Origin of the sequence: uncultured Methanobrevibacter sp., from assembly GCF_902769175.1 — an archaeon.
Lineage (GTDB): Archaea > Methanobacteriota > Methanobacteria > Methanobacteriales > Methanobacteriaceae > Methanobrevibacter.
On sequence record NZ_CACXNW010000032.1, the window covers coordinates 1 to 24,183 of the forward strand.

A 24,183-nucleotide genomic window follows, 5' to 3' on the forward strand; every position below is an offset into this window, starting at 1 on the left:
AATTTTAAAAGAATATTCAATGAAAATGAACAAAAGATCCAATTCATAAGAAAAAAAGTAAAAGATTTTTTTTGGGATTTTGGAAAAAATTAAAAAAAATTTGGGGTCATGGATTTGATTTTTTTTTTTAAATTTGTGACACCCTCTCAGTTTGTAAAAAAAAGTTTGGCTAAAAACCATAATATTAATTTTTACTTATAAAGAAATCTGAAAAATTAAAATCAAACCTATAAAATTTTACAGCCTATTTTTTTCTAATTTCAATTATGAAAACCATGAATTAAATATTGAACTAAATAAATAATTTTTATTATTATCTTATTTTAATTAAAAAAATATGGAAGGACTTTAGAAATGAATTATGAGAAATTAATAATTGCGACAATATTATGCTTTTGTTTATTTACGACTATATCATTCTCTTGTGCAACTGATAATATTAATGGAACAGTTGAAGATGGATCAAATATTAATTTTGAGCCTAATAATACAAGTACTTTTGATGAATTAAACTCAGATATCCAAAATCTTCATCCTGGAGATGTATACAAACTGAACAATGACTATTCATTTAGTGGAAAGAACACTGATACTTCTTTTGACCATGTTATAAACATTGATAAGGATAATGTGACCATTAACGGTAATGGCCATGCCAAGATGCAGGAGGCCCATCACAATACTTTTCAATATTTAATGTAAAGGGAAATAATGTAAAAATACATAATTTGACATTTGCAAACTCCCAACCAAAAGGAACTATGCAAATAGAAGATTCCTACATTTATCAAATATGTAAATAGCCCTATTTCATGGAGTGGTGATGGAAGATCTATTTCCAATTGTAATTTTTATAATTACACTTCTGTAAATGGTGGAGCATTAAGCTGGATGGGAAATGAGGGAATTATCGATAATTGTCTCTTCGAAGATAATCTTGCACATGGAGTTGGAGGTGCAATTTACATAGGAGGCATAAACAACACAATTAGCAATTCCTGATTTATCAATTCCTCATCAAAACTGTCAGGAGAGGCAATATACATTAATAGAAATAGGAAAAATCCTACAATTAACAATATTACAACCATTGGCAACTTAATTCCAGTGATTGATGGTAATGAGTCTAATATTGATGTAAACTATTTGTATTATAGCTATTTTGCAAGTGTAGGTATCTTAAAAATGGGCGGAATAATAGACATGATTCCAATGATTTATAAAGCCTTAGTTTAGGTAATGCAAGAGACGAGTACCATAACTATTACTATGAATATAATAATAAGAGTGGCTATTTTGCATTTAATATCTATACTGACCTTCGTAGAGGTGAAAGAGAAGGATTAGAGTATATCCAAAACATATACGTTTAACATCAAAGACTATAATGACATATATAAATCCCTATTGACTCAAAACTATACAGTTTCAGTTAGGCAGATTGCAAATGTTGTAATCAATAGTGCAGAGGATTATAGAGGAATCTTTACAAAAGAGAAATCTATCCCAAGCATGTTTAATATTAATTGTGAAAATCAAACAAAGGCATTAAATGTCGTTTTTGCAAAACCTCTTCAAATTAATTCCACATATTGTTGGAACCTAAAGGAATTAGGATACAATATAATTAATATCAATGGTAACGGCTCAACAATCCATGCTGAAACCAAAGCTCGTGAAGAATTTAGATAAGCCATCACCGCTGATGAAAATTATATCCTAACAGCATCCAACATTAAAGTGGAAGGATTCAACACAGCAATCATAAATCAGGCAATATTCATTTTAAACAATGTAACATTACACAACAACAAAATGGATTAGATTTGTGAAAGAGATGACGTGCAGGCATACTCAATAGCGGCATGGCCATATGTAATAATTGTACATTCACCAATAATTATGCAAAAAACGGCGGTGCAATATTCAGCCAAGGAGAATTGTACTTAAATAACTGTATTTTTAATGAAAACACAGGATATGGAACAGGAAACGACATATTAAATGTAGACAATGGAAAAGTATTCATGAATGGTGAACAAGTAAATGGAACACAAGGAACTGTAAAATATGTTAAAAGCATATCTGATTTAAGTTCTTCATTAATTACAACTGTTGCCGGTGTTGGAACAATATTATTAGGAGTTACAGCAGGTGCCCTTGGTTTTTTATTAAGCGGAGGTAATGTTGCAGTAGGAATCGCAGTAGGAGTTGCAACAGGTGTTATTGTTGGAGGCAGTGTTGGAAGTTATGCAGCTTATGCAATTACTTCAGACCAATATAATTTAGCATTCAACAGATTAAATACAGCAATATCCATTATCAGTGGAACTGTTGCATTTGGTATAGAAGAGGGAGTAGTTGGTGCAGCAATGGTAGGTCCTTGTTGTAAAAATAGTGCAGTCTCCCATGATGTAGCAAAACAAGTGTCTAAACGTGCTAAGGTATATAGTCTAGAAATTGATCAACCAATAAAATCAACAAACATTAAAAATATTGTAAATCAAGGAACATATAATGGAGTAATTGAATTTGAAGGCGGTACAATAATAGAATTTGATTCTAAAGACTATAAGTTCTCTGGAAAATGGAAATTTACACAAAACTGATTGAAAATGAGTAATAGGAATTTAAACAGATTGTAGGGGAAATTAATATTTTATCTCTATGAATTCCCTTACAATTTTTAATTTTTAAAAATACTGAATTCCTGTTTAGATTTGCCAAATAGAAAAAACCAAAATTAATGATTAAAAATAATAAATAAAAAAAAAATAGAAAAAAAACCAAAATTAATGATTAAAAATAATAAATAAAAAAAAATAGAAAAAAAACCAATATTAATGATTAAAAATAATAAATAAAAAAAATAGAAAAAATTAATATTAAAACTAATTTTTAATTAAAATCCATATACCCAATTTACAATAGGTACAGTTAGATTTCCTTCAATAAATGCTGCAACGATTAAAAAGATAACGGAAATAATAACCAGTGCTAAAATATCTTTCAACATTACCTTATTTTCTTCTAAAACAGATTTAAAAGCTCTATTTTTTATCATTTTTACTTCCAGCAATGTTATGTTAAATGCAGCTGCAAGTGTGAATATTGAAGTAGGATACTCTATAATACTATGTGGGAGAATTGAAACAGATGCAAACAATACATCAGTACCAAATGGAGCACCTATAATGAAACCATTATAAACCACTAACAATACTGAAATGATTGAGAATAAAAATCCTCCAAGAACAACCATAAGGTCTACACTTAGATTATGGAAAAAGATTTCAACTCCATCAACTCCTTGAATAGGAGATGGATGGCCTGTTTGGGACAAATGATATAGGTTTTGAGAAATCATCCCATAATTACTGCCCATATTCTGATAAGTTACTGCTGCACCTAAAAATGCAGGGAAAATAAATAATGCCAAAGCAATTATTAAAACTACTTTGTTTCTTTGTAAAAATCCTTCTTCTATTAATTTCATAATAATCAATTCTTTTTTAATTAATTTTTTAATAATTTTTAAATTTAACAACTAAAGGCACAATTAATAATTTTTTTAAATTATTTCAAATTTTTAAGCAAAAATCATATAAATAACTTTTTTAAATTTAATTCAAATTTTTAAGCAATTAACATATGAATAACTTTTTTAAATTATTTCAAATTTTTAAGCAATTAACATATGAATAATTTTTTAATTAATTGAAATCTATATATCTGAATCCTCTGCATCTTGGAAATATTTAGTAAATATATAAGCAAGGATTGATCCTGCAAAGTTTTGCCATACTGAATATAAAGCTCCAGGAACTGTCGCTAAAGTCAAAGCAGGGAAATGTGTTTTTGCAAGACTTGTAGATAATCCAGAATTTTGGAAACAAAGCTCAATAGCTATAGTAATCATTTGCTTACGTTTCATTCCGGATAAGTATCCTACAACAAATCCTAAGCCCATAGCAATGAAATATTGCAATACAATCACTGCTAGAATTACAGCAGATGATTCAATGATAGCTGCCTTATTTGGACCGATTACTCCTGCAACAATAATTGCAATTACAACTGCAGACAATGTAGGCAAATAATTCTTTAGCTCTTCACAAAAGTTTGGGAACTTATAATTAAGAAGCAATCCTAAGCCTATCGGTATGATTACAATTTGAACAATTGAAACAAACATATCCACAGGATTAAATGCAATCTGGTTTCCAATCAATATTAAAGTAATGATTGGAGTTAAAATTGGTGAAATACTGTGGAAACTGCAGTTAATGATACAGATAATGCCAAGTCTCCTTTTGCAAGGAAAGTCACTACATCAGATACTGTACCTCCAGGAACTGTTCCAACAAGAACAAGTCCAACGGTTAAAGCCTCATTCAGTGAAAATATACTTGCAAGGGTCAATGCAATGAGAGGCATTAATAAATACTGTGCAGAAACACCAATAATGATTTCTTTAGGTCTTTTAAACACATTTATAAAATTTTCCAATTTCAAAGTTGTACCCATTCCAAATAGGATTATGCCTAATAGAACATTTATTATATTTATTCCCATAAACTCTTCTAAAACCCAATCAAAAGAATGTGGGATAATTAGAGAAATTGCTACTGCAATTAGAATAATTATAAAGAAATATTTTTCAATCCATTTGAATAGTCTTTTCATACCTTTAATATTTGTTATATATACTTATATATACTTTTATATAAATGGCAATTAAAAATTAGCATTTTTAAATAAATGATTAAACTCAAAAGATTTAAAAGAAATTAATTCAATCAGAATATAATCAAAACCAGTATAATAAACTTTTTAAAAATAGAATAAATTTAAAACAGAAATTAAAGTCCATGAAGAAAATCAATAAAAAACAACAAAAACAATCTTAAAACACAAAAAGAACAAAAACAATGCAAATACACAAAAAATCAATTAAAAAACAACAAAAACAATCTTAAAACACAAAAGAACAAAAACAATGCAAAATCACAAAAAATCAATTAAAAAACAACAAAAACAATGTTAAAACACAAATAATCAATTAAAAATAGTAAAATTAGCATTAAATATTAAAAAATAGTCAAAATAAGAATAAAATAAAAAAAATGTTAAAAAAAATAAAAATGGAAAGGAGATAAAAAACAAATCTCCTAAACTGTTTAATCATCTTCTTTACGTTTTAAACCTAATCCTAAAAAGATAAAAGCAATTAATACTGCAACTAATGGGTTACCAGTTTTTGCCATGGCTGGAACTGCTTTTTCAGGAGTAACTTCTTTAGGAGTGTTATCAGGTTCGACAGGGTCAACAGGATCGACAGGATCGACATGTGTGTCATTTGTGTCATTTGTTTTATTGTCGGTTTGATTATCCTTAGTTACTACATCTACAATTCCAGTTCCATTAGATGCGTAGTATGTTGAATTACCATCAAATATTGCAGTGAATTCATATGTAGTACCATTTTCGGCATCTTTAGGAATAGTCCAAGTGAACTCTCCTTTACCGTCAGTAACAGTAACGGTTTTATTAGTGCCGTCAGGGCATTGTACAACAACATCACCATTAAATGGAGTTCCATCTTCAGTAGTTACTTTTACTTTAAGAGTAACTTCTTGTCCAGGTTCACCAGTAGCATTTGAAACAGTAGTTGTTGTTTTGTATTTTTTAACATCTATGTACCCAGTACCTTCGCCAGCTTCGTATTTAGGTGTTTCTTCAGCTTTAGCATTTACAACATAAGTTGTACCGTCTTCAGCATCTTCAGGAACAGAGTAGGTTAAGCTACCTTTTCCGTTATCTACATCTACAGTAGTAGTTGTAGAACCTAAACCATTAGCACTGACTGCATGTGGTGGTAAACTGTCAGTAGATTGAGGATCTGAAATTTCCACGGTTAATTGACAGGTTACAGGATCACCGTTTTCATCAGTAACAGTGATTTCCACAGTTACCTCAGTACCAGGGGTGGTTACATAATTGTTTACAACAATATTAATGTTTAATTTTTTAACTGTTATGCTAGAAGTAGATTCGCTAGCTTTGTGATTATCGTCAACAAGAGTTTCTAAATTGACGGTGTATTCACCAGCTTCTAAGCCATCTACGGTAATGTCTTCACCAGCAGCTACTTGACCTCTAGTGACAACTTGACCGTCTTTATCGGTAATAGTGTATTTTACACCTGTAGCGTTTTCGCTGCTTGGTTTAATTACAGCAGGTTCACCTACGTGAATGGTAACATCCTCTGCACTGACAGATGAGCCAGCAGGAGTAACAGTTATTTTAGATGAATTAGTGATAGACTCGTGGTTGTCGTCAACAACAGTTGTTAAGTTGACAGTGTATTCACCTACGTCTAAATCATTTACAGTGAAAGTTCCATTAGCATCAACAGTACCTTCAGCAACAACATTGCCATCTTTATCAATGACTTTGTATTCTACTTCAGTAGCGTTTTCGCTGGAAACCTTTACGTTGATTTCTTCACCATAAACTTCAGTTACATCATCAGCACTTACAGCTGATGGAGCAGGATTAACAGTGATTGGGACGGTATCATTGGTTTCAGTCTTGTTTTCATCACAGATAATTACAGCAGTGTTGTTAAATTCACCTACATATTTAACGGTTACATAAACAACAACGCTTGCAGATTCCCCTGCTTTGATTGTTTCAATGTTCCAGGTTACAGTACGTGTAGCTTCATCATAACTGTCACCACCAGATTCGTAATTAAATGCTTCATTTAAAACATCAGTAATAACAGCGTTAGTAGCATCACAATCACCACTGTTTCTTACAATAATGGTGAAAATTACTTCATCTCCAACTGATACTTCAGCAGGATCTGCATTTTTAGTAATTTCTAAGTTTATTGCACCGACTTTGAAACTTACATTAGCTGATTTGTTTTGTAAACCATCCAAAATGGATGCATTAGCTACATTAATAGATTCACCTACTTTAGTAGCTTTGAATTTTACAATTAAACTTGAATTGGTATTAGCAGCCAATTCACTTAAGGACCAGGAATTGTCACCATTATAGGTCCATTCTGATCCTACGGTTTCTTGATATTCTAAACCGTCAGTATTTGCATCAATGATTTTAACTGAGCTATATGGAATGTCCATTCCATTGGAAACTGTAATGTTAAAGGTGAGGATATCATTTAATTTGATAGTCATTCCTTCGGTATATACTTCACCATTTACTTCTATGATGATTTTGGTTAGATTCCAAGCATATGGAAGCACTTCTAATTTACCTTCCCCAGTGATTGTCTTATTGACAAATTTATGGGTAGTGCTATTGTAGTACTGGTAAGTGTAGTTGGCACCAGTAGTGTAAGTTCCTGCTTTCAATGTTTTGAATATGGTACTTTCATTGAAGATAATCATTGAATTCATATCTGTCATGAATGCTCCAAGAGGAATTTTATTACCATCAACTTCAACATAAATGTAAACAGGTCCATGTTTAGGTAAGAGCTTACCGCTTTCATCAGATAAAACGATGTACATTGTTTGAGGACTTGAATTTCCTTCATACATAATTACATCACTGATATCTAAACCTGGATGAATGTTTATTGCTGTAATGTTGGTAATTTCCTTATAGTAAGTATCCTCTAAGTGAGTCATGTTAACAATGAACCAATTGATGGTGTCTTCACCTAAATCATAGTGAACACTACCGGATATATTGGTTATCTTTGTTTCATTGAATACAAGATTACCTTGTCTGTCGTAAATAAGTGTAACAATGGTTTGGTTTACTTCACGTACATCTTGGTACATGATTGTACCATTTTTTGAATTTTCCCAACCTAATACAGGGTTGTCGCCATCTATATAAATGCGTCTATTGCTTCCATTGTTATAGATAGCATTCAAAATATTGTTACCACCAGTTAAGTTAGTATCAATTGTTTCAGTTACATTGTTATAGTAAATAGGCAACCAATAACTCCAAGCTTGGTTCTCATCAAAATCGCATCCGTCAATGTAGTTTTCAGCATAATAGGAACTAGGATTTACATAGATAGCAGAACCGTTACGAGCAGTGTTGTAAGTAAAGTTACAATCTGTTACATGACCGTTTGCACCAGCCATATAAACAGCTCCACCTAATCCTTTATCTATTTGCTCTTCATCTGGAATAGCATTATTTGAATCGAATTTTGAATTTACAATATGAGTATTGGATCCTATGATATAAGCTGCACCACCGAATAATGTAGCATTATTGTTAATGAATGTCACATTTTCTATATCGGTGTTTGAACCTACGATACTGACAGCACCACCATATTCTGCAACGTTATTGTCAAATTCAGAATTAAAGATTTCAGCATTGCTGCCTCCACCAATAATTTGAACAGCACCACCATCAACGACAGCAGTGTTGTTGTAGAATTTGGAATTGTTAATAGATACACCATTATCAGTAGTGTATACTAAACCTACAGCACCACCATAACCGTTTGTTCTTTCAATTCCACCACCTGTAGTTTTATTTCCAATAAAGGTACAGTTGTTTACATAGGAATCGTCATTGTGGAAGTGAAGAGCTCCAGATGAAGGAGCACTGTTGTTTTCAAAGTAACAGTTATCAAATCCAACATAATGACCAAACAAACATGCAACACCTCCGTGAGATGCTGCCTCGTTGTTTATAAAAGTACAATCTTTAAAGTATATGTCATGAGCACGCTTTTCAGCACGGATTACTCCACCTACATTTGCAGTATTGTTTTCAAAGTAACAATTGGTAAAGTTTAGGTCATTTGATGTTGTGGTAACATGTATTGCTCCACCCCAAGGATATTTGTTTCCGTTGTTTGTAAAATTACAATTTTCAGCGGAAAAATGGTCTGCATCAATAGATAAACACACACCACTATAATTTCCACGAGGTTTAGCGTTAACAAATTGTATGCCTTCAATATGGACATTATTAGAGAGAATGTTCCATAAGGTATAGGTATTTTGACCATCAAAGACTACTTCAGCACCTTCTTCAGCACGGATCATTAAGTAAGCGAAATTAGGGTAAGAAGAACTGTTTTTTCTCACATCCACTTCGTGATTTCCATCCAGTATAGGTTCCTTCAGTATAATAATGGTATAATGATCAGTTCTGCATTCTAAAGAATTGATTGCTGCTTGAAATGTAGAATAACCGCCAGGCCCACCTACATAAACAGTGACATCCGCTTTAAGAATGTCATCACCTTCAGAACTTGCTTTCAACACACTTTTAGAAGAGTCATCAACAGTATTTTCCATAGATAATTTTTCTTCTGCATTGTCGAGATCTGATCCTGAATCGTCACTATCATTAATTACTTCTGAGGACAATTTCTCGCCAGCATCATCAGAATACATATCTAAATCATCAGCAGGATCAGCTACAATTTCTTGTGAAACTGAAGCATCACTTGTTGATAATGTACCAACAGCTAATCCATCATCAATAACACCTTCATCATTAGCATCAATAGCGCTAACGGATGAAACCATCATCAACAAAAGAAATATAGCCATTAAAAATACAAAATTTCTCTTTCCAAATAGTTCCATAAATTTATTTCTCCAAACAATATTGATGCGAAAAATACAATATACTAAAAATGAATCTTTTAGAATATAAATGAAATATTAATTTTAAATAAAAAAAAAATTGCACAAAAGCAATTTTTTATTCTATTAAAATAAACACCCCATAAAATTTAAACATATTGATTATTCATAATTGAATAAATGCTTAAAAATTAAAGTATTACATCATACTAATATTATATTTGTTATACATTATATATAAAGATTTCGTTTATTTATTAAGTTTTTATATATAAATTTATATATAAAAATAGTTTTTTTAAAAAAAATTCATTTAATTGATGAAAATTCATAACCACATACAAATATATATTAAATTTTTTAAACAGTAACTTTTTAATAAAAAAATAATAGCTGAAAAACTTAAAAAAATACATAAAATACTTAAAAAAATGATGATATACTTAAAAAAAAATAGCAGAAGCACTAAAAAAATGATGATATACTTAAAAAAAATAGCAGAAGCACTAAAAAAAAAAATAATGATAAACTTAAAAAAATAGCAGAAGCACTAAAAAAAATAGTGAGAAACTTAAAAAAAAATAGTATAAACTTAAAAAAAATAGTATAAACTTAAAAAAATAGCAGAAGCACTAAAAAAAATAGTGATAAACTTAAAAAAATAGCACAAGCACATAAAAAAATAGCGGAAATACTTAAAAATAGCAGAAAAAACTCAAAAATGAATGTGAAAAACTAGAAAATTAGAAATATGGTTGAGATAAGAATAATAAGTCCAATCTTATAAATTATAAATGGTTGAGATATATAAAAAGAAAATTTAAACAGATCAATTTTTAGTGTTTTATGTTATGAGTATTGATAATATTATTTCCTTGATTTTAAGAACAAAGTTATTATTCTTACTTTTTAGTTTATTAAAAGCAATATATAAAGATTTTAGCATGTAAGTACTCACTTACACCTTTAAAACTTTATTAAAGATTAAAATAAGTGATATATGAATGTAAGTACTCACTTGCATCTTAAAATCCAAAAATAAAGCCCCTAATCTATTTTTTTTAAAAAAGTTTATATATGATGACAAAGAACTATCTTAAAAGGACCTTAAATTATTTAACTAATAAGTCCTTTAACCAAATTGAATATTATAAAATATATGGAAGTAATGTATGGATAAGAAAATAATATTTTCATTATTTTTATTGGCATTTGCCCTATCGTCATTTTTAAGTATAGTTGGAGTGATTAATGAAATTGCTCGATTCTTTAACGTTTCTCTGACGATGGCAGGCACATTCGTAAGTTTGTTTACACTGATTCTTGCTGTTACAGGTTTGTTCTTACCATCTTATTTTTCGAATATTGAGAGAAAAAGATTTTTCATAATTGCTTCTCTGATTTTTGTGATAAGTGGTTTTTTACAAATATTCATAACTAACTTTTACCTTGCATTGATTGTTAGGTTAGTGCCGGCATTTTTCTATTCATCTGCCATCAGTATTGCCTTGAAATGATGTCAGAAATATCCCCAAATGATGTAAATAAAGTTATTTTGGGAGTGTCTTCAGGTACGATATTAGGCCTTTCCATTTCCACCCACATTGGTTTGGGATTTGGTTATCAGGCAGTGAATATTTGGATATTCTTTATAAATCTGCTTGCTTTAGCAGTGATTAAGGCTTTCCTCCCAAGAATGGAAGGACATGAAAAAGATCTGAATCTTCAAATGCAATGCATTAAAACCAATAAATTCATTATTTCAGTTCTTTTTATCCTATTTATTGGAGTTGCAGTAAGTGTTGTGTATAATTATTTCACAATCATATTGCTCGATTTGACTAATGTGCATAATGAAATGATATGCATATTCCTATTTGCAAATGGTATAGCATCAATAGTAGGAACAAGCCTTTTCGGATATTTAATTCATAAAAGAAATAACCTGGCTGTATTAGTTTATCCAATCGTTTTTATGACGGTAATTTTTCTATTAGGTCTTGAAGTAAAAGTATCTGCATATGTATTTGTATTGCTGATTGTCTTTGGAATGTTAGATGGATCCATGCACACAATATCTCAATATTGGATAAGCTCGTCCATTAAAGGGGCACAGGAATTTGCAAATGGAGTTTACCTTTTCACCAATAATCTAAATAGGTCAGTTGGAATTTTCCTAGGAGGACTATTGATAGAATGGGATATGATATACATGATATTTGTTGCTTCAATAACATTATTCCTGATGGCATTTCCATTTGTAATGTATAGAGTTAGGAAATATCCTATTTTCGATAAAAAACAAACACCTGTCAGAAATGCCCCAGCAGCCAAATAATAAGGACCTAAGATTAATAAGATGCCAACAAAAATTAAAAAAAATATAATAATATATTATTAAAAACTCACAATTTTTAATAATATCTTATTCTTATTTTTTTAATGATATTTATACTAATTTTAATGATGGAATTTAATTCTATTTTATGATGATTTTTATGATTGAAATTAAATCTACTTTAAAATAATCAATGATTGAAATTTATGGCTTTGTTGAAATCCTATAATTTTATATATAAATTTTTAAAAATAACTCTTAAAAAGATTTAAAATAAATTTTTAAAAAAGGTTTTCAACAGCCCCAAATTTATTTTATTTTATACTGATTTTTACTTGATTAATAACTATTTTTTTTAAATAAGATAAAAATTTGTCCAATTTAAAAAGTTTAAATAATCAATAAATTAAATTATTACATATGCATAGAGAGGAGATAAATTTAGACCAAACACATATAAGATTAACAACTGATATCAAAGAGCATGGATTAAGGCAGCATATACATTCATTGAGATTAGATTTAAAAAGGCATATTGCTCAAAATCAAGATTTTCTAATATCAATCGAACCTGTGAAGGTCTATGATGAGAACTTGCCTCAGATTGTAAAATTGATGTATGAATCATCTAATCATGCAGATGTAGGGCCTATGGCATGTGTTGCAGGGAGCATATCCCAGCTATCATTAGATTATTTGATTGAACATGATTCAAAATATTCAATCGTTGAAAATGGAGGGGACATTGCAATAATCAATGATAAAAAGGCATTATGTGGAATCTATTCCAATAATCCAATCTTAGGCAACAGCATAGCATTTGAAATAAAAGCCAGAAAGAAGCCTCTTGGAATATGCACTTCTTCTGGAAAGATCGGTCATTCAATCAGTTTTGGCTTATCTGATAGCGTTACAGTATTGTCAAAATCACCTTCACTTGCAGATGGACTTGCAACAAGAATAGCTAATGATGTCATAGGTGAAAACAGTGAAGATAAAGTAAACAATGCCTTAGAGACATCAGAAAACTACAAGGAATTTTTTGATGGTGTTTTGATAATTTCAGATGAGAATGTGGGAACTATAGGAAGATTGCCTAAAATAGTTGAAACACATGAATTTGATATGAATATTTAAATCAAACTTAAAAAAAAAAACATCTTTTTTTAAATTCTAAAATTTTTAAATTATTACTAAAAACAAAAATTTACTATTACAATTCGAATTTGGTGAATTAAAAATACTTCTTTTTAAAGAAAACTATATAAAATAGTTAATAAAAACTATATAAATAGTTAATATTAATAATGAGAAAAGTAATATAAATATAAAGCAAAAAAAATATAACAAGTGTGATATTTTGAAATCATTTGAATTTTTATCTAAAAAAAGAGAGTCCAAACCTAGAAACAGTGGAATAACCATGGTTTTAGACAAAGGTTTAGGACTTAAAACAGCAAGCAGCTTAATGGACATCTCTGGAGAATATGTAGACTATCTTAAATTCGGATGGGGAACCTCCATTGTACATGATAGAGAAATCATTAAAGCGAAAGTTGAAATGTATAAGTCTCATTCAATCACTCCATACACTGGAGGAACATTGTTTGAACTTGCATACATGAATGAAAAGCTTGAAGAATTCTTTAAGGAAGCTCATGATTTGGGATTTCCAGCTATAGAAATCTCCGATGGATCAACCAGCATTCCCCATGAGGAAAAGGTTAAATGCATTAAGCTTGCAAAGGAAAATGGATTTGAAGTATTGTCTGAAGTAGGAAAGAAAGACCCTAATTTGGATAAGGAACTTAGTTTGGATGAAAGAATAGAATACATGAAAGAGGAATTGGAGGCAGGTTCTTCCCTAATTATCGTTGAAGCAAGGGAAGGTGGAAAGAATATTGGAATCTTTGACAAATCAGGAAATGCAAAGGAAGATGAAATTGATTATATCTTAGATAATTTTGATGGAAACAAGATTCTCTGGGAAGCTCCAAATAAGGACCAGCAAGTCTTTTTCATATTGAAATTAGGTAATGGAGTCAATTTAGGAAACATTTCCAGTGAAGACATAACTTCTCTCGAAACCTTAAGGCAAGGTTTAAGAGGAGACACATTAGGAAAATTATAATGAAATTTTAATAAAAAATCATTTAGCATTAGAGAAATTGTATCGATTAACTAATTAACTATAAATCAAATTATTCTAATTGAATAAAAATATAATAAAAAATAAACAGGTTGTATTCAATGACTAAAAGCAGAACTATTGATGAGATAAACAAGAAAATCAATGCCGGTGAAGCTAATATTTTCACTGTTGAAGAGTTTAAAAAACTAATAAAAAATGATAATGCTCCAAGCTTTGATGAAGTGGATGTTGTAACTTGTGGAACCTGTGGAGTTATGAGCGGTACTGCGGCTATTCTTAACTTCGTTGTTTCAGATCCTGGAGTATTCATAAGAGCTAACGAGGTTTATCTAAACGGTGTCCCTGCATATGCAGGACCATGTCCAAATGAATGGCTTGGGTCAGTTGATGTGATACTTCATGGAACTACACATTCAATATATGACGAATCATATGGAGGAGGATTCTTGCTTAAGGAAATCCTTGAAGGAAAGGATATTGACGTTAGAGTTGAAAGTGCAGAGGGTAAGACCATTGAAAATACAATTACCATTGACGACATTATCCGAGGACAGATAATAGGCTCAAGAATGGCATTCAAGAACTATACTGCATTTACAAATCCAAATGAAGAGTCTGTAAAATCAATCTTTTCAGCAATTCCATTGGAAGAAAACCTTAGAGGATTGACATTTTCAGGATGTGGTGACTGGAATCCTCTTCAAAATGACATACCTCACAATGTAATCAAGGAAGGAACTAAAGTCCTATTGAATGGCACAATAGGATATATTTTAGGAGATGGAACCCGTTCCTCTGCTGAAAAGCCTAACTTAATGCTCTCTGCAGATTTAAGAGAAATGGATCCATATTATCTAGGAGGATTTAAGACAGGACAAGGTGGAGAGGTCTATGACACAGTAGCCATTCCAATTCCTGTATTGAATGAAGAGATTTACAATAATTTGCTAATTCGTGATGAGGATATTGATTTGCCTGTTGCAGATATCAAGGGACGTCATTTGCCTCTTGACAATACAGATTACGATAAGATGTGGACAGGCCATGACTTAAGACCAAAATACAATAAGGAAAAATGTTCAAGCTGCAACGAATGTATTGTTGAGGAAATATGTCCTACAAATGCATTTAAAGAGCAAAAGCCTGATTTCAATTACTGTTTCGGTTGTGGAATGTGTGCAAGCTATTGTAAGAATGATGCCTTTGACATGAATACTGGAAATGTGGATTTGACCATAAATGGAAAAGAAGTTAATATTCCTATTATCTGCAGACAGTCAGATAGATTAAGAGCCAATAGGCTATCTTTAAAATTAAAGGAAATGATTGAAAATAAGGAATTTGAATTATAAAAATATCATATAAAAAAAAAAATTGTAAAATAATTCAAACCATAAAATTTCAATGAAATGATTGATATTCAAATTATAAATTAATTAAGCTAAAAAGGAAATATTTAGCAATTTAAAAAAAGAATAAGCTAAATAATACAAAAATTTAGCATTTAAAATAAAAATAAACCAAATAATGCAAAAATTTAGCATTTAAAATAAAAATAAACCAAATAATGCAAAAATTTAGCATTTAAATAAAAATAAACCAAATAATAAATTTTGGCTTTTTAAATAAAATAAGCCAAATAATAAATATTTGGCTTTTTAAATAAAATAGGCCTAAGAAAGGCAAATATTTCATATTTAAATAAATTAACCTAAAAAAGGTAAAAAATTTAAATAAAATTACCCTAAGGAAACTAAAATATGACATTTAAACAAAAGCTTAATGATTCACCAATAGATTTTGCGATTGAAATCATTAATGACGTTAAAAATTCAAAAGATGAAGGAGTGCTAAAATGTGTGCAATGTGGAATGTGCACATCCACTTGCCCTGCAGCACGTCATAGCGACTATAACCCACGTGACATCATTGAAAGGGTGTTAGCTGGAGACGAAAGCATCCCTAATGAGGAAAACCTATGGAATTGCTTTTACTGCTACACTTGCCATAGCGTTTGCCCTGTAGGAAACAGCGTATGTGAAGTTAATCAAATCTTAAAGCAAATAGCTATTGCTAAAGAAATTGGCTATGATAAGCTGTATGAATACTTAGGATTTGCAGATTCCTATTTCACTGCAGCAATTGGTGCAATACCTGAAAGATTTTTCCCAGATATTGACCAGGATGTACCTGGATGGTGGGAATTTAGACAAAATCTTGAACAAATCAGAAATGAATTGGAATTGGATCCATTGATGCCTTCTGAGGAAGTAATTGATGAAGTGAGCAAAATATTAACAATAACTGGATTTAAATCTAAAATTGAAAGAATAAGAGCATCAGAGGAGGTTGAAAAATGAAGGATTTGCCAACAAAAGATATCCTTTTATTTAGAAGCTGCCTTGTAAGTGTAGAATACCCTGGCGTTGAAGCATCAACCAAATTCGTCTTTGACAAACTTGGCATTGACTATGCAATTTCACCAAAGCAAACATGCTGCACTGGACTTGGACATTATTCAGATGTATTTAACCAAATAGACACATCTGCAATTGGAGCAAGAAACTTTAAGATAGCAAAAGAGATGGGAAGGCCAAACCTCGTGATGATGTGTGCAACATGTTATGCAATCAACAAGAAGTCAGTGAAATTGCTGAATAAAAAGGACAAATTAAGGAATCATATTAATAACTTATTTGAAGAAAATGGATTAGGCCATTTGAAATATGAGAAGAATGACCTAAAGCCAACAGAAAACATATTTCATGTTGTAGACATATTATATGCAAAAAAGGATGAAATCAAAAAGCATATAAAATATGATTTAAGTGATTATACAATAGCTACCCACCATGGATGCCACTACTGCAAGGTACACTATGAAGACACCATTGGAGGGGTTCGCGATCCTAATATCATGGATGAATTGATTGAAGAATGCGGATGCAAGACAATCGGATGGTATGATCACAAAAGGGCAACCTGTGGAACCGGATTTAGACAAAGATACTCAAACCCTAACTTATCATTTACTGCTACAGCAGATAAGATGAATGCAATTGCAGATGAGGATGTTGACATTTTGGTTCATCTCTGTCCAAATTGCCATATCCAATTTGACAGATATCAGGACTTGATTTCAAAAAGGGAAGGAAGAAAGTTTAATGCAATACACTTAAACATTACCCAATTCCTCGCTATTGCTATGGGAGGAGATTTCGATAAGGTAATAGGGGTTAAAGCTCATACTGTACCTATAGATTCAGTCATTAAGGAGTTGAAGGAGGTTAAAAATGAGAGATGATTTAAAAGTTGGAGTATTCCTATGTGAATGTGGAGGAAACATTGCAGACACTGTTGATTTAGATAGGGTAAGGGAAGAATTGGATGTTGAATTCATTGGTCAATTTGAAAACCTATGCTCACTTAATGGAAGAAAACTCATACGTGATGCAATATTTGACCGTGACCTTGATAGGATTGTAGTTGCTGCATGTTCACCAATATCTCATGAAAAGACCTTCCAGGATTATATAAAGCCTTTAAACCCTTATCTAATGGATATGGCGAATATCCGCGAACAGTGTTCATGGGTCCACTCTGATAATGAAAAGGGAACAGATAAAGCAATATCCCTAATAAATGCTTCAATTGAAAAGGTAAAGCAATCAGATGCTGTAGACCCAATATACTGCCAAACACCTACAGAAGTGGCTGTTATTGGAGGTGGAATAGCTGGAATGAATGCTGCACTATCTCTTGCAAAACAAGGAACAAAGGTTACCCTCATTGAACAATCCCCTTCAATTGGGGGGCATATGGCAAAGATAGGAAAGGTATTCTCTCCAGTGAAGATTGCTGAAGAATGTGGAATGTGCCTTTTGAACCCTATATTGAATGATCTTGTTTGGAATGAGAATATTGAGGTCTTGACAAACACTAAAGTCATTGAAGCTAAAAGAAGAGCAGGAACATATAACCTAATATTGGAAAAGTCTCCAAGATATGTTGATACAGAAAAGTGCATTGCCTGTGGAAAATGTGCTGAAGTCTGTGAAGTTGAAGTTCCAAATGATTGGAATGACAACCTATCTATGAGAAAAGCAATTTACAGACCATTTGGACAATCCTATCCTGAATCATATGTAATAGATATGGACAACTGCATAAAATGCGGAAATTGTATTAAGGAATGTTCAATGAGAGCAATAAAACTTAGAGGAAAGGCTGAAAGAATTCCTCTTCAAGTTGGATCAGTCATTGTGGCAACAGGACATAAGCTATATGATATGGAAAAACGTCCGGAATATGGATACACACGTTTCAGAGATGTTATAACACAGTCAGAATTAGGACGTATTACAGGAGTCAATGGCCCTACAAAAGGAAAATTGCTAAGGTCAAACGGCAAAGTTCCAAAGCGTGTTGTTATGATACAATGTGTAGGTTCAAGGGATGAAAATCCAGATGGACATAAGTACTGCTCTAAAATCTGCTGTACAGTAGCATTGAAAAATGCAAATATCATTAAGCATAAGAATCCTGATACTGATGTTCTAATCTGCTACACTGATGTAAGGACTCCGGGAATGTTTGAGAAATACTTTAAGCACACACAGGAAAATGGAGTTAGATTCCTAAGAGGCCGTCCAGGAGAAGTGGTCAGAAAAGGAGACCATCTTGTTGTTAGAACAGAGGACACACTTAATGGAGAATTCATTGAAATTGAAGCGGATTTAGTCGTTTTATCTACAGCAATGGAACCATCTGAAGGAACTAATGAAATAGCTGAAATCCTAAACTTAGGAACCACTGAAGATGGATTCATAAAAGAATCCCACCCAAAAATCAAGCCAGTTGCAACTGATGTTCAAGGAATTTACGTTTGCGGAACTGCACATGAGCCAAAGGACATTACAGATTCAATCATGCAGGCAACAGCAGCTGCATCAAAGGTTTCAGAATATAATCATGGCGGTGTGGAAATCGAGCCATTCATCGCTCAAATCGATATTGAAAAATGTACAGTCTGTGGAGAATGCATCAATCGTTGCAAATACAAATCAATGAGCATACAAAATGATGAGATTTATATTGACCCAATGAGCTGTACAGGCTGTGGTAAATGTCTTGTAGGATGCAAACAGCATGCAATTACTGTAAACGGTAATATTGATGAGAAGATCTTTGCAACAATGAAAGGAATATTGTCTAATAAGAAAGAAGGAGAACGTATGATTTTAGTATTCTTAGACAATATAGGCTATACTGCAGCAGACAATATAGGTGTCAACAGATTGTCTTATCCAGAATCAATACATATTATAAAAGTCATATCAGTTAATCGCGTAAGGCCAAGACATATTAGATATGCACTTGAAAATGGAGCAGACGGCGTATTTATTGGAGAATTCCCTGGAGACTTGATGTACGATGAAGTGGAACGTAAAATCCAAGGAGTTAAAGACAGAATTGAAGAGTTAGGTGAAGATCCAAATAGATTAACCTTTTCCAAAGTCTACATCCCATACTTCTCAGGTCTCGCACGTAAGTTCAATGAATTTGATGCTAAGATAGCAAAATTGGATGAAAGCGGCAAGTAAAATAAGATAAATAAAATATATAAAAATAAAACAAATAAATGAGATAAAAATTATCTCATTTTTTACTTTTTTTAAAACTAATTTATAATAAAATACCTTTTAAAATTAAATTTTAAAACTAACTTATTAAAATGACTTATAAAAACTAATTTTTAAAACTAACTTATTAAAATGACTTATTAAAATTAAATTTTAAAACTAACTTATTAAAATGACTTATTAAAACTAATTTTTAAAACTAACTTATTAAAAAAATAAAAAGAACTTATTTTCAATTAAAATAATTAAAAAATAATTTCTAAAAAAAATAATAAAAAAACTAATTTTTAAGATTTAAATCATTCTAATTAATCAAGAGAACTCATAAACCTTTTTTTAATTGATACTGGATCCAAATCAATGATTGGAGCTTTAGAATTACCTGCTTCAGTCCTATAAACAATAAAGCTTGCATTCTCACTTTTTATGATTTCCTTCAAGTCAATATCATTAAAGTCATAGCTATTCTTAAATCCAACGCTTTTTGCAATGTCTACCAAATCAATTTTCTGTGCATAGGTATCTTGATTTCCAGTAGAGCCATATGCTCCATTATCTATTACAATCCAAGTTAAATTAGATGGATTATTAGCAAAAACAGTTACAAGTGAACCCATATTCATTAAAAGAGAACCGTCACCATCAATAACAACAACATCACTATCTGGCTTAGCTAAAGCAAGCCCAAGTCCAATAGAAGATGCAAGACCCATTGATCCAATCATATAAAAGTTCTTATCCTTATCATCAATCTCATACAATTCTCTTGATGGAAAACCAATATTGCAAACAACCAACTCATCTTCTATATTTTCCATTATATCCTTAATAGCTTCATATCTTGCCATATTATCACCAAATATTAATTAACAGCACACTTGACAATCACCAATAGCTAATCTCCAAAAGTATGCTAACTGGCTTTCCCTCTTCAACAGACAAATCCCAAGATCTTGAAATGTTCTCATATGCCTCTTCAGGATTGGATGGCTTGAAATACTTAAAATCCATCCCTTCCAATATTTTAGGAGTGGACTGGCCCATAGGAACCTGACCGATAATTCCTTCACCTTCAGTTCCCCTATGGCTCATCACCATAATAAGTGGAAATCCATACAATTCTGTTAATGACTTTAATGCATTTATTGAGTTTCCAAGACCTGAATTCTGCATTAAAATTGCTGGGCGCTTTCCTCCAAGATAAGCACCTGCACATATTCCGATTCCTTCCTCTTCACGAGTTACCGGAACATGAATAATATCTTCATCTTCATCTACATCATTTAATAATTTGGATAAATTAACACAAGGAACACTAACGATAAAGTCTATTCCAATATCCTTAAGTCCTTTATAAATAGGTTCTGTACTATCCATCATATCACTTCAATTTTTTCTATGTTAAATTAATTTGTTTTAAAAGTATTTATACTTAATAGAAATTTAAGAATTCTTTATTATATAATAATAAACTAATTAACTTTAAACAAAAAATCATCAGTTAATTTTTAAAGAATTCCATAAAAAAGCAAGCAAGTACTTGCATTCGAAAAACTTTAAATAATGATTCCATTATAGTTAAGATTAGAGAAAGAAAATTTAGAAATTTTAAAAGTGATGGATGCTTTTAAAATAAAAAAGAAAAATTGCTTTAAGCAACCACTGAAGGAGGATTGAAGTAGTGTTAAAGAATATGGAATTCTTTATTATATTTTTAGCGGTGCTACTTTTTATTAGCACTTCATGTGCATATGCACATAACGTAGACGATTTATCTGTAAATAATGATGGAAACTTAATAAACGACTTGAACACCAACTCCACAAACAATAACGCAAACCAAATCAACGACTTGAACACCAAGTCCACGAACAATGATGTAAACCAAATCAACGAGTTGAACACCAAGTCCACGAATATTGATGCAAACCAATATACAATTAAAGATGTATTATCAAATGCAAATAATGAAAACACCTTAGACTATATACAAACCACAAATACTATCAATTATTGTAGTTTAAACAACGAAGAAATCACTAATTCAATTATTGTAGAGAATTTAAACAACGAAGCAATCTCAAATTCAATTATTGTAGACAATTTAAACAACGAAACAATAACAAATACAATGATTGATGAAAATATCTCAAAAGATGATGATGCTTCAGCTACTTTTGATGATTTAGACAAGGAAATCAAGAATCTTAAGCCTGGAGATACACTTGATATTGATAAGGATTACTATAACTATGAAGGTGGAAAATTCATCGATCTTCCTATTACAATAGATACTAACAATATAGTGATCAACGGTAATGGACATATAATTGATGCCAGAAACCTCTCTGCAATCTTTTATGTAACTGGACATAATATAAAGATTTACAATTTAACATTTATCGATGGGTTTTACCACAATAACAAGTATAATTATGATTTAAGCCCTATTTGGTGGGCAGGAGATTATGGCCTAATTTCTGATTGCGTATTTTCTGGAAATAAGGCTTATAGAGGCGGTGCAATTTTTTGGACTGGAGATTACGGTCTAATCAACAATAGCTTCTTTGAAAGCAATTTTGCATATACCGTTGGCGGTGCAATTTATCTTATGGGACATGACAATTCAATTACCAATTGCATTTTCAACAATTCATTTTCCAGATTAAACTATGAAACAATTTTTACAGACCAATTAGGAAACTGCAATTTCTATGATAATGTCTTTGGCAATGAGACTTTCACTGGAAATTGTCTAAATTACACAGATTTCAAAAAATATTACGTTAACGGTTCAACAGTTGACATTAGCATAAGTCAATTAAAAAAATCATGTATGACATGGGTAAGTGATAAGGAAATAGACCTTATTCCAATTTTATATATGAGTATAATGGGTCGTTTGTACTATTATAATGAGAATATTATTTTTTTAAAGCAATATAATGGAACTGATTTTATTTTGAATTTCATTATAGACTTTGGAAAGGGACTTGCTTATATTAAATCTTACCATTTTTCAAATCTTACAAAAATAGAGGATGTCTTCAGCAAAGCAATGAATGGGGACTATACAAATAACCACACATTGATTAAAAATGTGGTAGTCCATGATCAGAATGAGTATGAAGAAGCAATGAAAAAGAGTTCATTTGATATATTATACGTTTTCCCAGTAAATCTATTTAAACCGAATGAACTATCTAAAAAATATGTATTGAATATTCTGAAAAAGGATTTGGCATGTTCAACTAACCAAACAATTTATAAGATCTTGAATGTTGAATTTGCCGGGAAATACACTTTCAATTCCAAATCAACATGGAAACCTTCTAAAAATGATTTCGATCTTGTGATGATAAAGGGAAACGGTTCATCTATCTCAGTGGATACATATGACGATGATAAATACAAATGGGCTGATTTGAATAGTGAAACCTCTATATTAATGGTATCTGATTTAACCATTAAAGGTTTCAATATGGGAATTAGAAATTTAGGAGGAGCCTGCATTTGCACTAATGTCCAATTTAAAGACAATAGAATGGATTATTGGATTGAAAAGGATTATGGAGCTGGAATATGTAATGCAGGATACTGCGTTTGTACAAATTGTACCTTTTCAGATAATTACTGTAAGCATGGAGCTGCAATCTTCAATCAGGGACGCCTGGAAATATTCAACTGCACATTTAATAACAATGATGCATATGGTAAAGGAGATAATATCTGCAATGCAAATGACGGCATAGTGGAAATCAATGGTACACAAATAAAGGGCAGCGATGGATATGTGGTTTATGTTGAAGGATTAAGTGCAGCTGAAAGAACTGGACTATCTCTATTGCTAACCCTTTCAGCTTCAGCACTTGCCTGGGGAGTCGGGTCACTTGTAGGCTCTCCAGTATTAGGAGCAATTCTGGGAGGTATTGTAGCTGGTGCAGTAGGTTCCTTTGGAGCATATTTTATTTGCACAAGTGTGTATGACTTAAACTTTGATGCAGTAGGAGCATTTTCAATGATAGTTGTAGGATGTGTAATTGCAGGTATGGGTGCAGGAGCATTTGGAACATATATACATAATAACTGCCCGATAATATTTGCTGAAAATGAAATAGTTATTGGAGAGGGAGGAATAGTTATTGGAGAGGGAGGTGTACCTCTTTTTATACCAGACTATCTTTAAACATATGAAAATAAATAGTTTTGATTTAGTATTTTTCTAAATCAAAATTATTAAATTCTATTTTTAGAAAAAAACCCCAAAAAAGCACATTCTAAAACAAAAATTATTTTATCTTATCTGACATAAAATCCCAAAAATTAAAATATTAAACAAAACATATAGAGAGTGTGTCACGATTAGGACCATCACCCACATTTTTCTTAACTTATTTTCCTTTAAATTTATATACAATGAAGTACAATCTATTATTATAGAAA

The 24,183-nt window shown here is 31.2% G+C and carries 17 protein-coding genes and 1 pseudogene; 13 read left to right on the forward strand and 5 right to left on the reverse strand.

Annotation, left to right across the window (positions count from 1 at the left end):
* Positions 1–354: 354 nt before the first annotated feature.
* The 4 genes from QZV12_RS11100 (at position 355) to QZV12_RS11120 (ending at position 2,609) form a co-directional block, all read left to right on the forward strand.
* Complete coding sequence (locus QZV12_RS11100) at positions 355–702, forward strand: hypothetical protein (RefSeq protein WP_295621758.1); 348 nt, start codon at positions 355–357, stop codon at positions 700–702.
* A 405-nt stretch (positions 703–1,107) separates the two neighbouring features.
* Positions 1,108–1,236, forward strand: a complete 129-nt coding sequence (locus tag QZV12_RS11110; protein WP_295621764.1) for a hypothetical protein — start codon at positions 1,108–1,110, stop codon at positions 1,234–1,236.
* 171 nt (positions 1,237–1,407) lie between these two features.
* Entirely contained in the window at positions 1,408–1,692 is a 285-nt protein-coding gene (locus QZV12_RS11115) for a hypothetical protein (protein ID WP_295621766.1), read from the forward strand.
* A gap of 173 nt (positions 1,693–1,865) precedes the next feature.
* A complete protein-coding gene (locus QZV12_RS11120; protein ID WP_295621769.1) occupies positions 1,866–2,609 on the forward strand; it encodes a hypothetical protein in 744 nt (247 codons plus the stop codon).
* Positions 2,610–2,902: 293 nt separating this feature from the next.
* Here QZV12_RS11120 and QZV12_RS11125 read toward each other — a convergent pair whose 3' ends face one another.
* The 3 genes and pseudogenes from QZV12_RS11125 to QZV12_RS11140 form a co-directional block, all read right to left on the reverse strand.
* Positions 2,903–3,496, reverse strand: a complete 594-nt coding sequence (locus QZV12_RS11125) for a stage II sporulation protein M (RefSeq protein WP_295621772.1) — start codon at positions 3,494–3,496, stop codon at positions 2,903–2,905.
* Between the two features lie 228 nt (positions 3,497–3,724).
* Positions 3,725–4,686, reverse strand: a pseudogene (locus QZV12_RS13750) (bile acid:sodium symporter family protein).
* A gap of 494 nt (positions 4,687–5,180) precedes the next feature.
* Positions 5,181–9,608 (reverse strand): SpaA isopeptide-forming pilin-related protein, encoded by a 4,428-nt coding sequence (locus QZV12_RS11140; RefSeq protein ID WP_295621781.1) that lies wholly within the window; start codon positions 9,606–9,608, stop codon positions 5,181–5,183.
* 1,286 nt (positions 9,609–10,894) lie between these two features.
* Between QZV12_RS11140 and QZV12_RS11145 the strand changes: the two genes are divergently transcribed.
* From QZV12_RS11145 to hdrA, 8 genes are all read left to right on the forward strand, one after another.
* Positions 10,895–11,125, forward strand: a complete 231-nt coding sequence (locus QZV12_RS11145; RefSeq protein WP_295621785.1) for an MFS transporter — start codon at positions 10,895–10,897, stop codon at positions 11,123–11,125.
* Entirely contained in the window at positions 11,125–11,946 is an 822-nt protein-coding gene (locus QZV12_RS11150; protein ID WP_295621788.1) for an MFS transporter, read from the forward strand. Before QZV12_RS11145 ends, QZV12_RS11150 begins: the two co-directional genes overlap by 1 nt.
* A 420-nt stretch (positions 11,947–12,366) precedes the next feature.
* Positions 12,367–13,083, forward strand: a complete 717-nt coding sequence (locus QZV12_RS11155; RefSeq protein ID WP_295621791.1) for a UPF0280 family protein — start codon at positions 12,367–12,369, stop codon at positions 13,081–13,083.
* A gap of 223 nt (positions 13,084–13,306) precedes the next feature.
* On the forward strand, positions 13,307–14,077 hold the full coding sequence (comA, locus tag QZV12_RS11160; protein ID WP_295621794.1) for a phosphosulfolactate synthase: 771 nt from the start codon (positions 13,307–13,309) through the stop codon (positions 14,075–14,077).
* A 119-nt stretch (positions 14,078–14,196) separates the two neighbouring features.
* Positions 14,197–15,450 carry a methanogenesis marker 16 metalloprotein gene (locus tag QZV12_RS11165; RefSeq protein ID WP_295621797.1) on the forward strand — a complete coding sequence of 418 codons (1,254 nt, stop codon included), beginning with the start codon at positions 14,197–14,199 and terminating at the stop codon, positions 15,448–15,450.
* Between the two features lie 408 nt (positions 15,451–15,858).
* A complete protein-coding gene (gene hdrC / locus QZV12_RS11170; protein WP_295621800.1) occupies positions 15,859–16,458 on the forward strand; it encodes a ferredoxin:CoB-CoM heterodisulfide reductase subunit HdrC in 600 nt (199 codons plus the stop codon).
* Positions 16,455–17,402, forward strand: a complete 948-nt coding sequence (gene hdrB, locus QZV12_RS11175; protein ID WP_295621803.1) for a ferredoxin:CoB-CoM heterodisulfide reductase subunit HdrB — start codon at positions 16,455–16,457, stop codon at positions 17,400–17,402. Before hdrC ends, hdrB begins: the two co-directional genes overlap by 4 nt.
* Complete coding sequence (gene hdrA / locus QZV12_RS11180; protein ID WP_295621806.1) at positions 17,392–19,701, forward strand: ferredoxin:CoB-CoM heterodisulfide reductase subunit HdrA; 2,310 nt, start codon at positions 17,392–17,394, stop codon at positions 19,699–19,701. Before hdrB ends, hdrA begins: the two co-directional genes overlap by 11 nt.
* Positions 19,702–20,048: 347 nt before the next feature.
* On the opposite strand, the gene comE is transcribed toward hdrA, so the two are convergent.
* The gene (gene comE, locus QZV12_RS11185; RefSeq protein WP_295621809.1) at positions 20,049–20,588 is read right to left on the reverse strand and encodes a sulfopyruvate decarboxylase subunit beta; all 540 of its coding nucleotides are present in this window, start codon (positions 20,586–20,588) and stop codon (positions 20,049–20,051) included.
* Positions 20,589–20,625: 37 nt separating this feature from the next.
* Positions 20,626–21,117, reverse strand: a complete 492-nt coding sequence (gene comD, locus QZV12_RS11190) for a sulfopyruvate decarboxylase subunit alpha (RefSeq protein ID WP_295621812.1) — start codon at positions 21,115–21,117, stop codon at positions 20,626–20,628.
* A gap of 304 nt (positions 21,118–21,421) precedes the next feature.
* Between comD and QZV12_RS11195 the strand changes: the two genes are divergently transcribed.
* Positions 21,422–23,926, forward strand: a complete 2,505-nt coding sequence (locus QZV12_RS11195) for a hypothetical protein (RefSeq protein WP_295621815.1) — start codon at positions 21,422–21,424, stop codon at positions 23,924–23,926.
* Positions 23,927–24,183: the final 257 nt, after the last annotated feature.

Bases quoted from the DNA above. Each gene is read 5' to 3' on its own strand.
- QZV12_RS11100 (WP_295621758.1), top strand. From the start codon at position 355: ATGAATTATGAGAAATTAATAATTGCGACAATATTATGCTTTTGTTTA.
- QZV12_RS11120 (WP_295621769.1), top strand. From the start codon at position 1,866: ATGGCCATATGTAATAATTGTACATTCACCAATAATTATGCAAAAAAC.
- QZV12_RS11125 (WP_295621772.1), bottom strand. From the start codon at position 3,496: ATGAAATTAATAGAAGAAGGATTTTTACAAAGAAACAAAGTAGTTTTA.
- QZV12_RS11140 (WP_295621781.1), bottom strand. From the start codon at position 9,608: ATGGAACTATTTGGAAAGAGAAATTTTGTATTTTTAATGGCTATATTT.
- QZV12_RS11145 (WP_295621785.1), top strand. From the start codon at position 10,895: ATGGCAGGCACATTCGTAAGTTTGTTTACACTGATTCTTGCTGTTACA.
- QZV12_RS11150 (WP_295621788.1), top strand. From the start codon at position 11,125: ATGTCAGAAATATCCCCAAATGATGTAAATAAAGTTATTTTGGGAGTG.
- QZV12_RS11155 (WP_295621791.1), top strand. From the start codon at position 12,367: ATGCATAGAGAGGAGATAAATTTAGACCAAACACATATAAGATTAACA.
- QZV12_RS11165 (WP_295621797.1), top strand. From the start codon at position 14,197: ATGACTAAAAGCAGAACTATTGATGAGATAAACAAGAAAATCAATGCC.
- hdrC (WP_295621800.1), top strand. From the start codon at position 15,859: ATGACATTTAAACAAAAGCTTAATGATTCACCAATAGATTTTGCGATT.
- hdrB (WP_295621803.1), top strand. From the start codon at position 16,455: ATGAAGGATTTGCCAACAAAAGATATCCTTTTATTTAGAAGCTGCCTT.
- hdrA (WP_295621806.1), top strand. From the start codon at position 17,392: ATGAGAGATGATTTAAAAGTTGGAGTATTCCTATGTGAATGTGGAGGA.
- comE (WP_295621809.1), bottom strand. From the start codon at position 20,588: ATGGCAAGATATGAAGCTATTAAGGATATAATGGAAAATATAGAAGAT.
- comD (WP_295621812.1), bottom strand. From the start codon at position 21,117: ATGGATAGTACAGAACCTATTTATAAAGGACTTAAGGATATTGGAATA.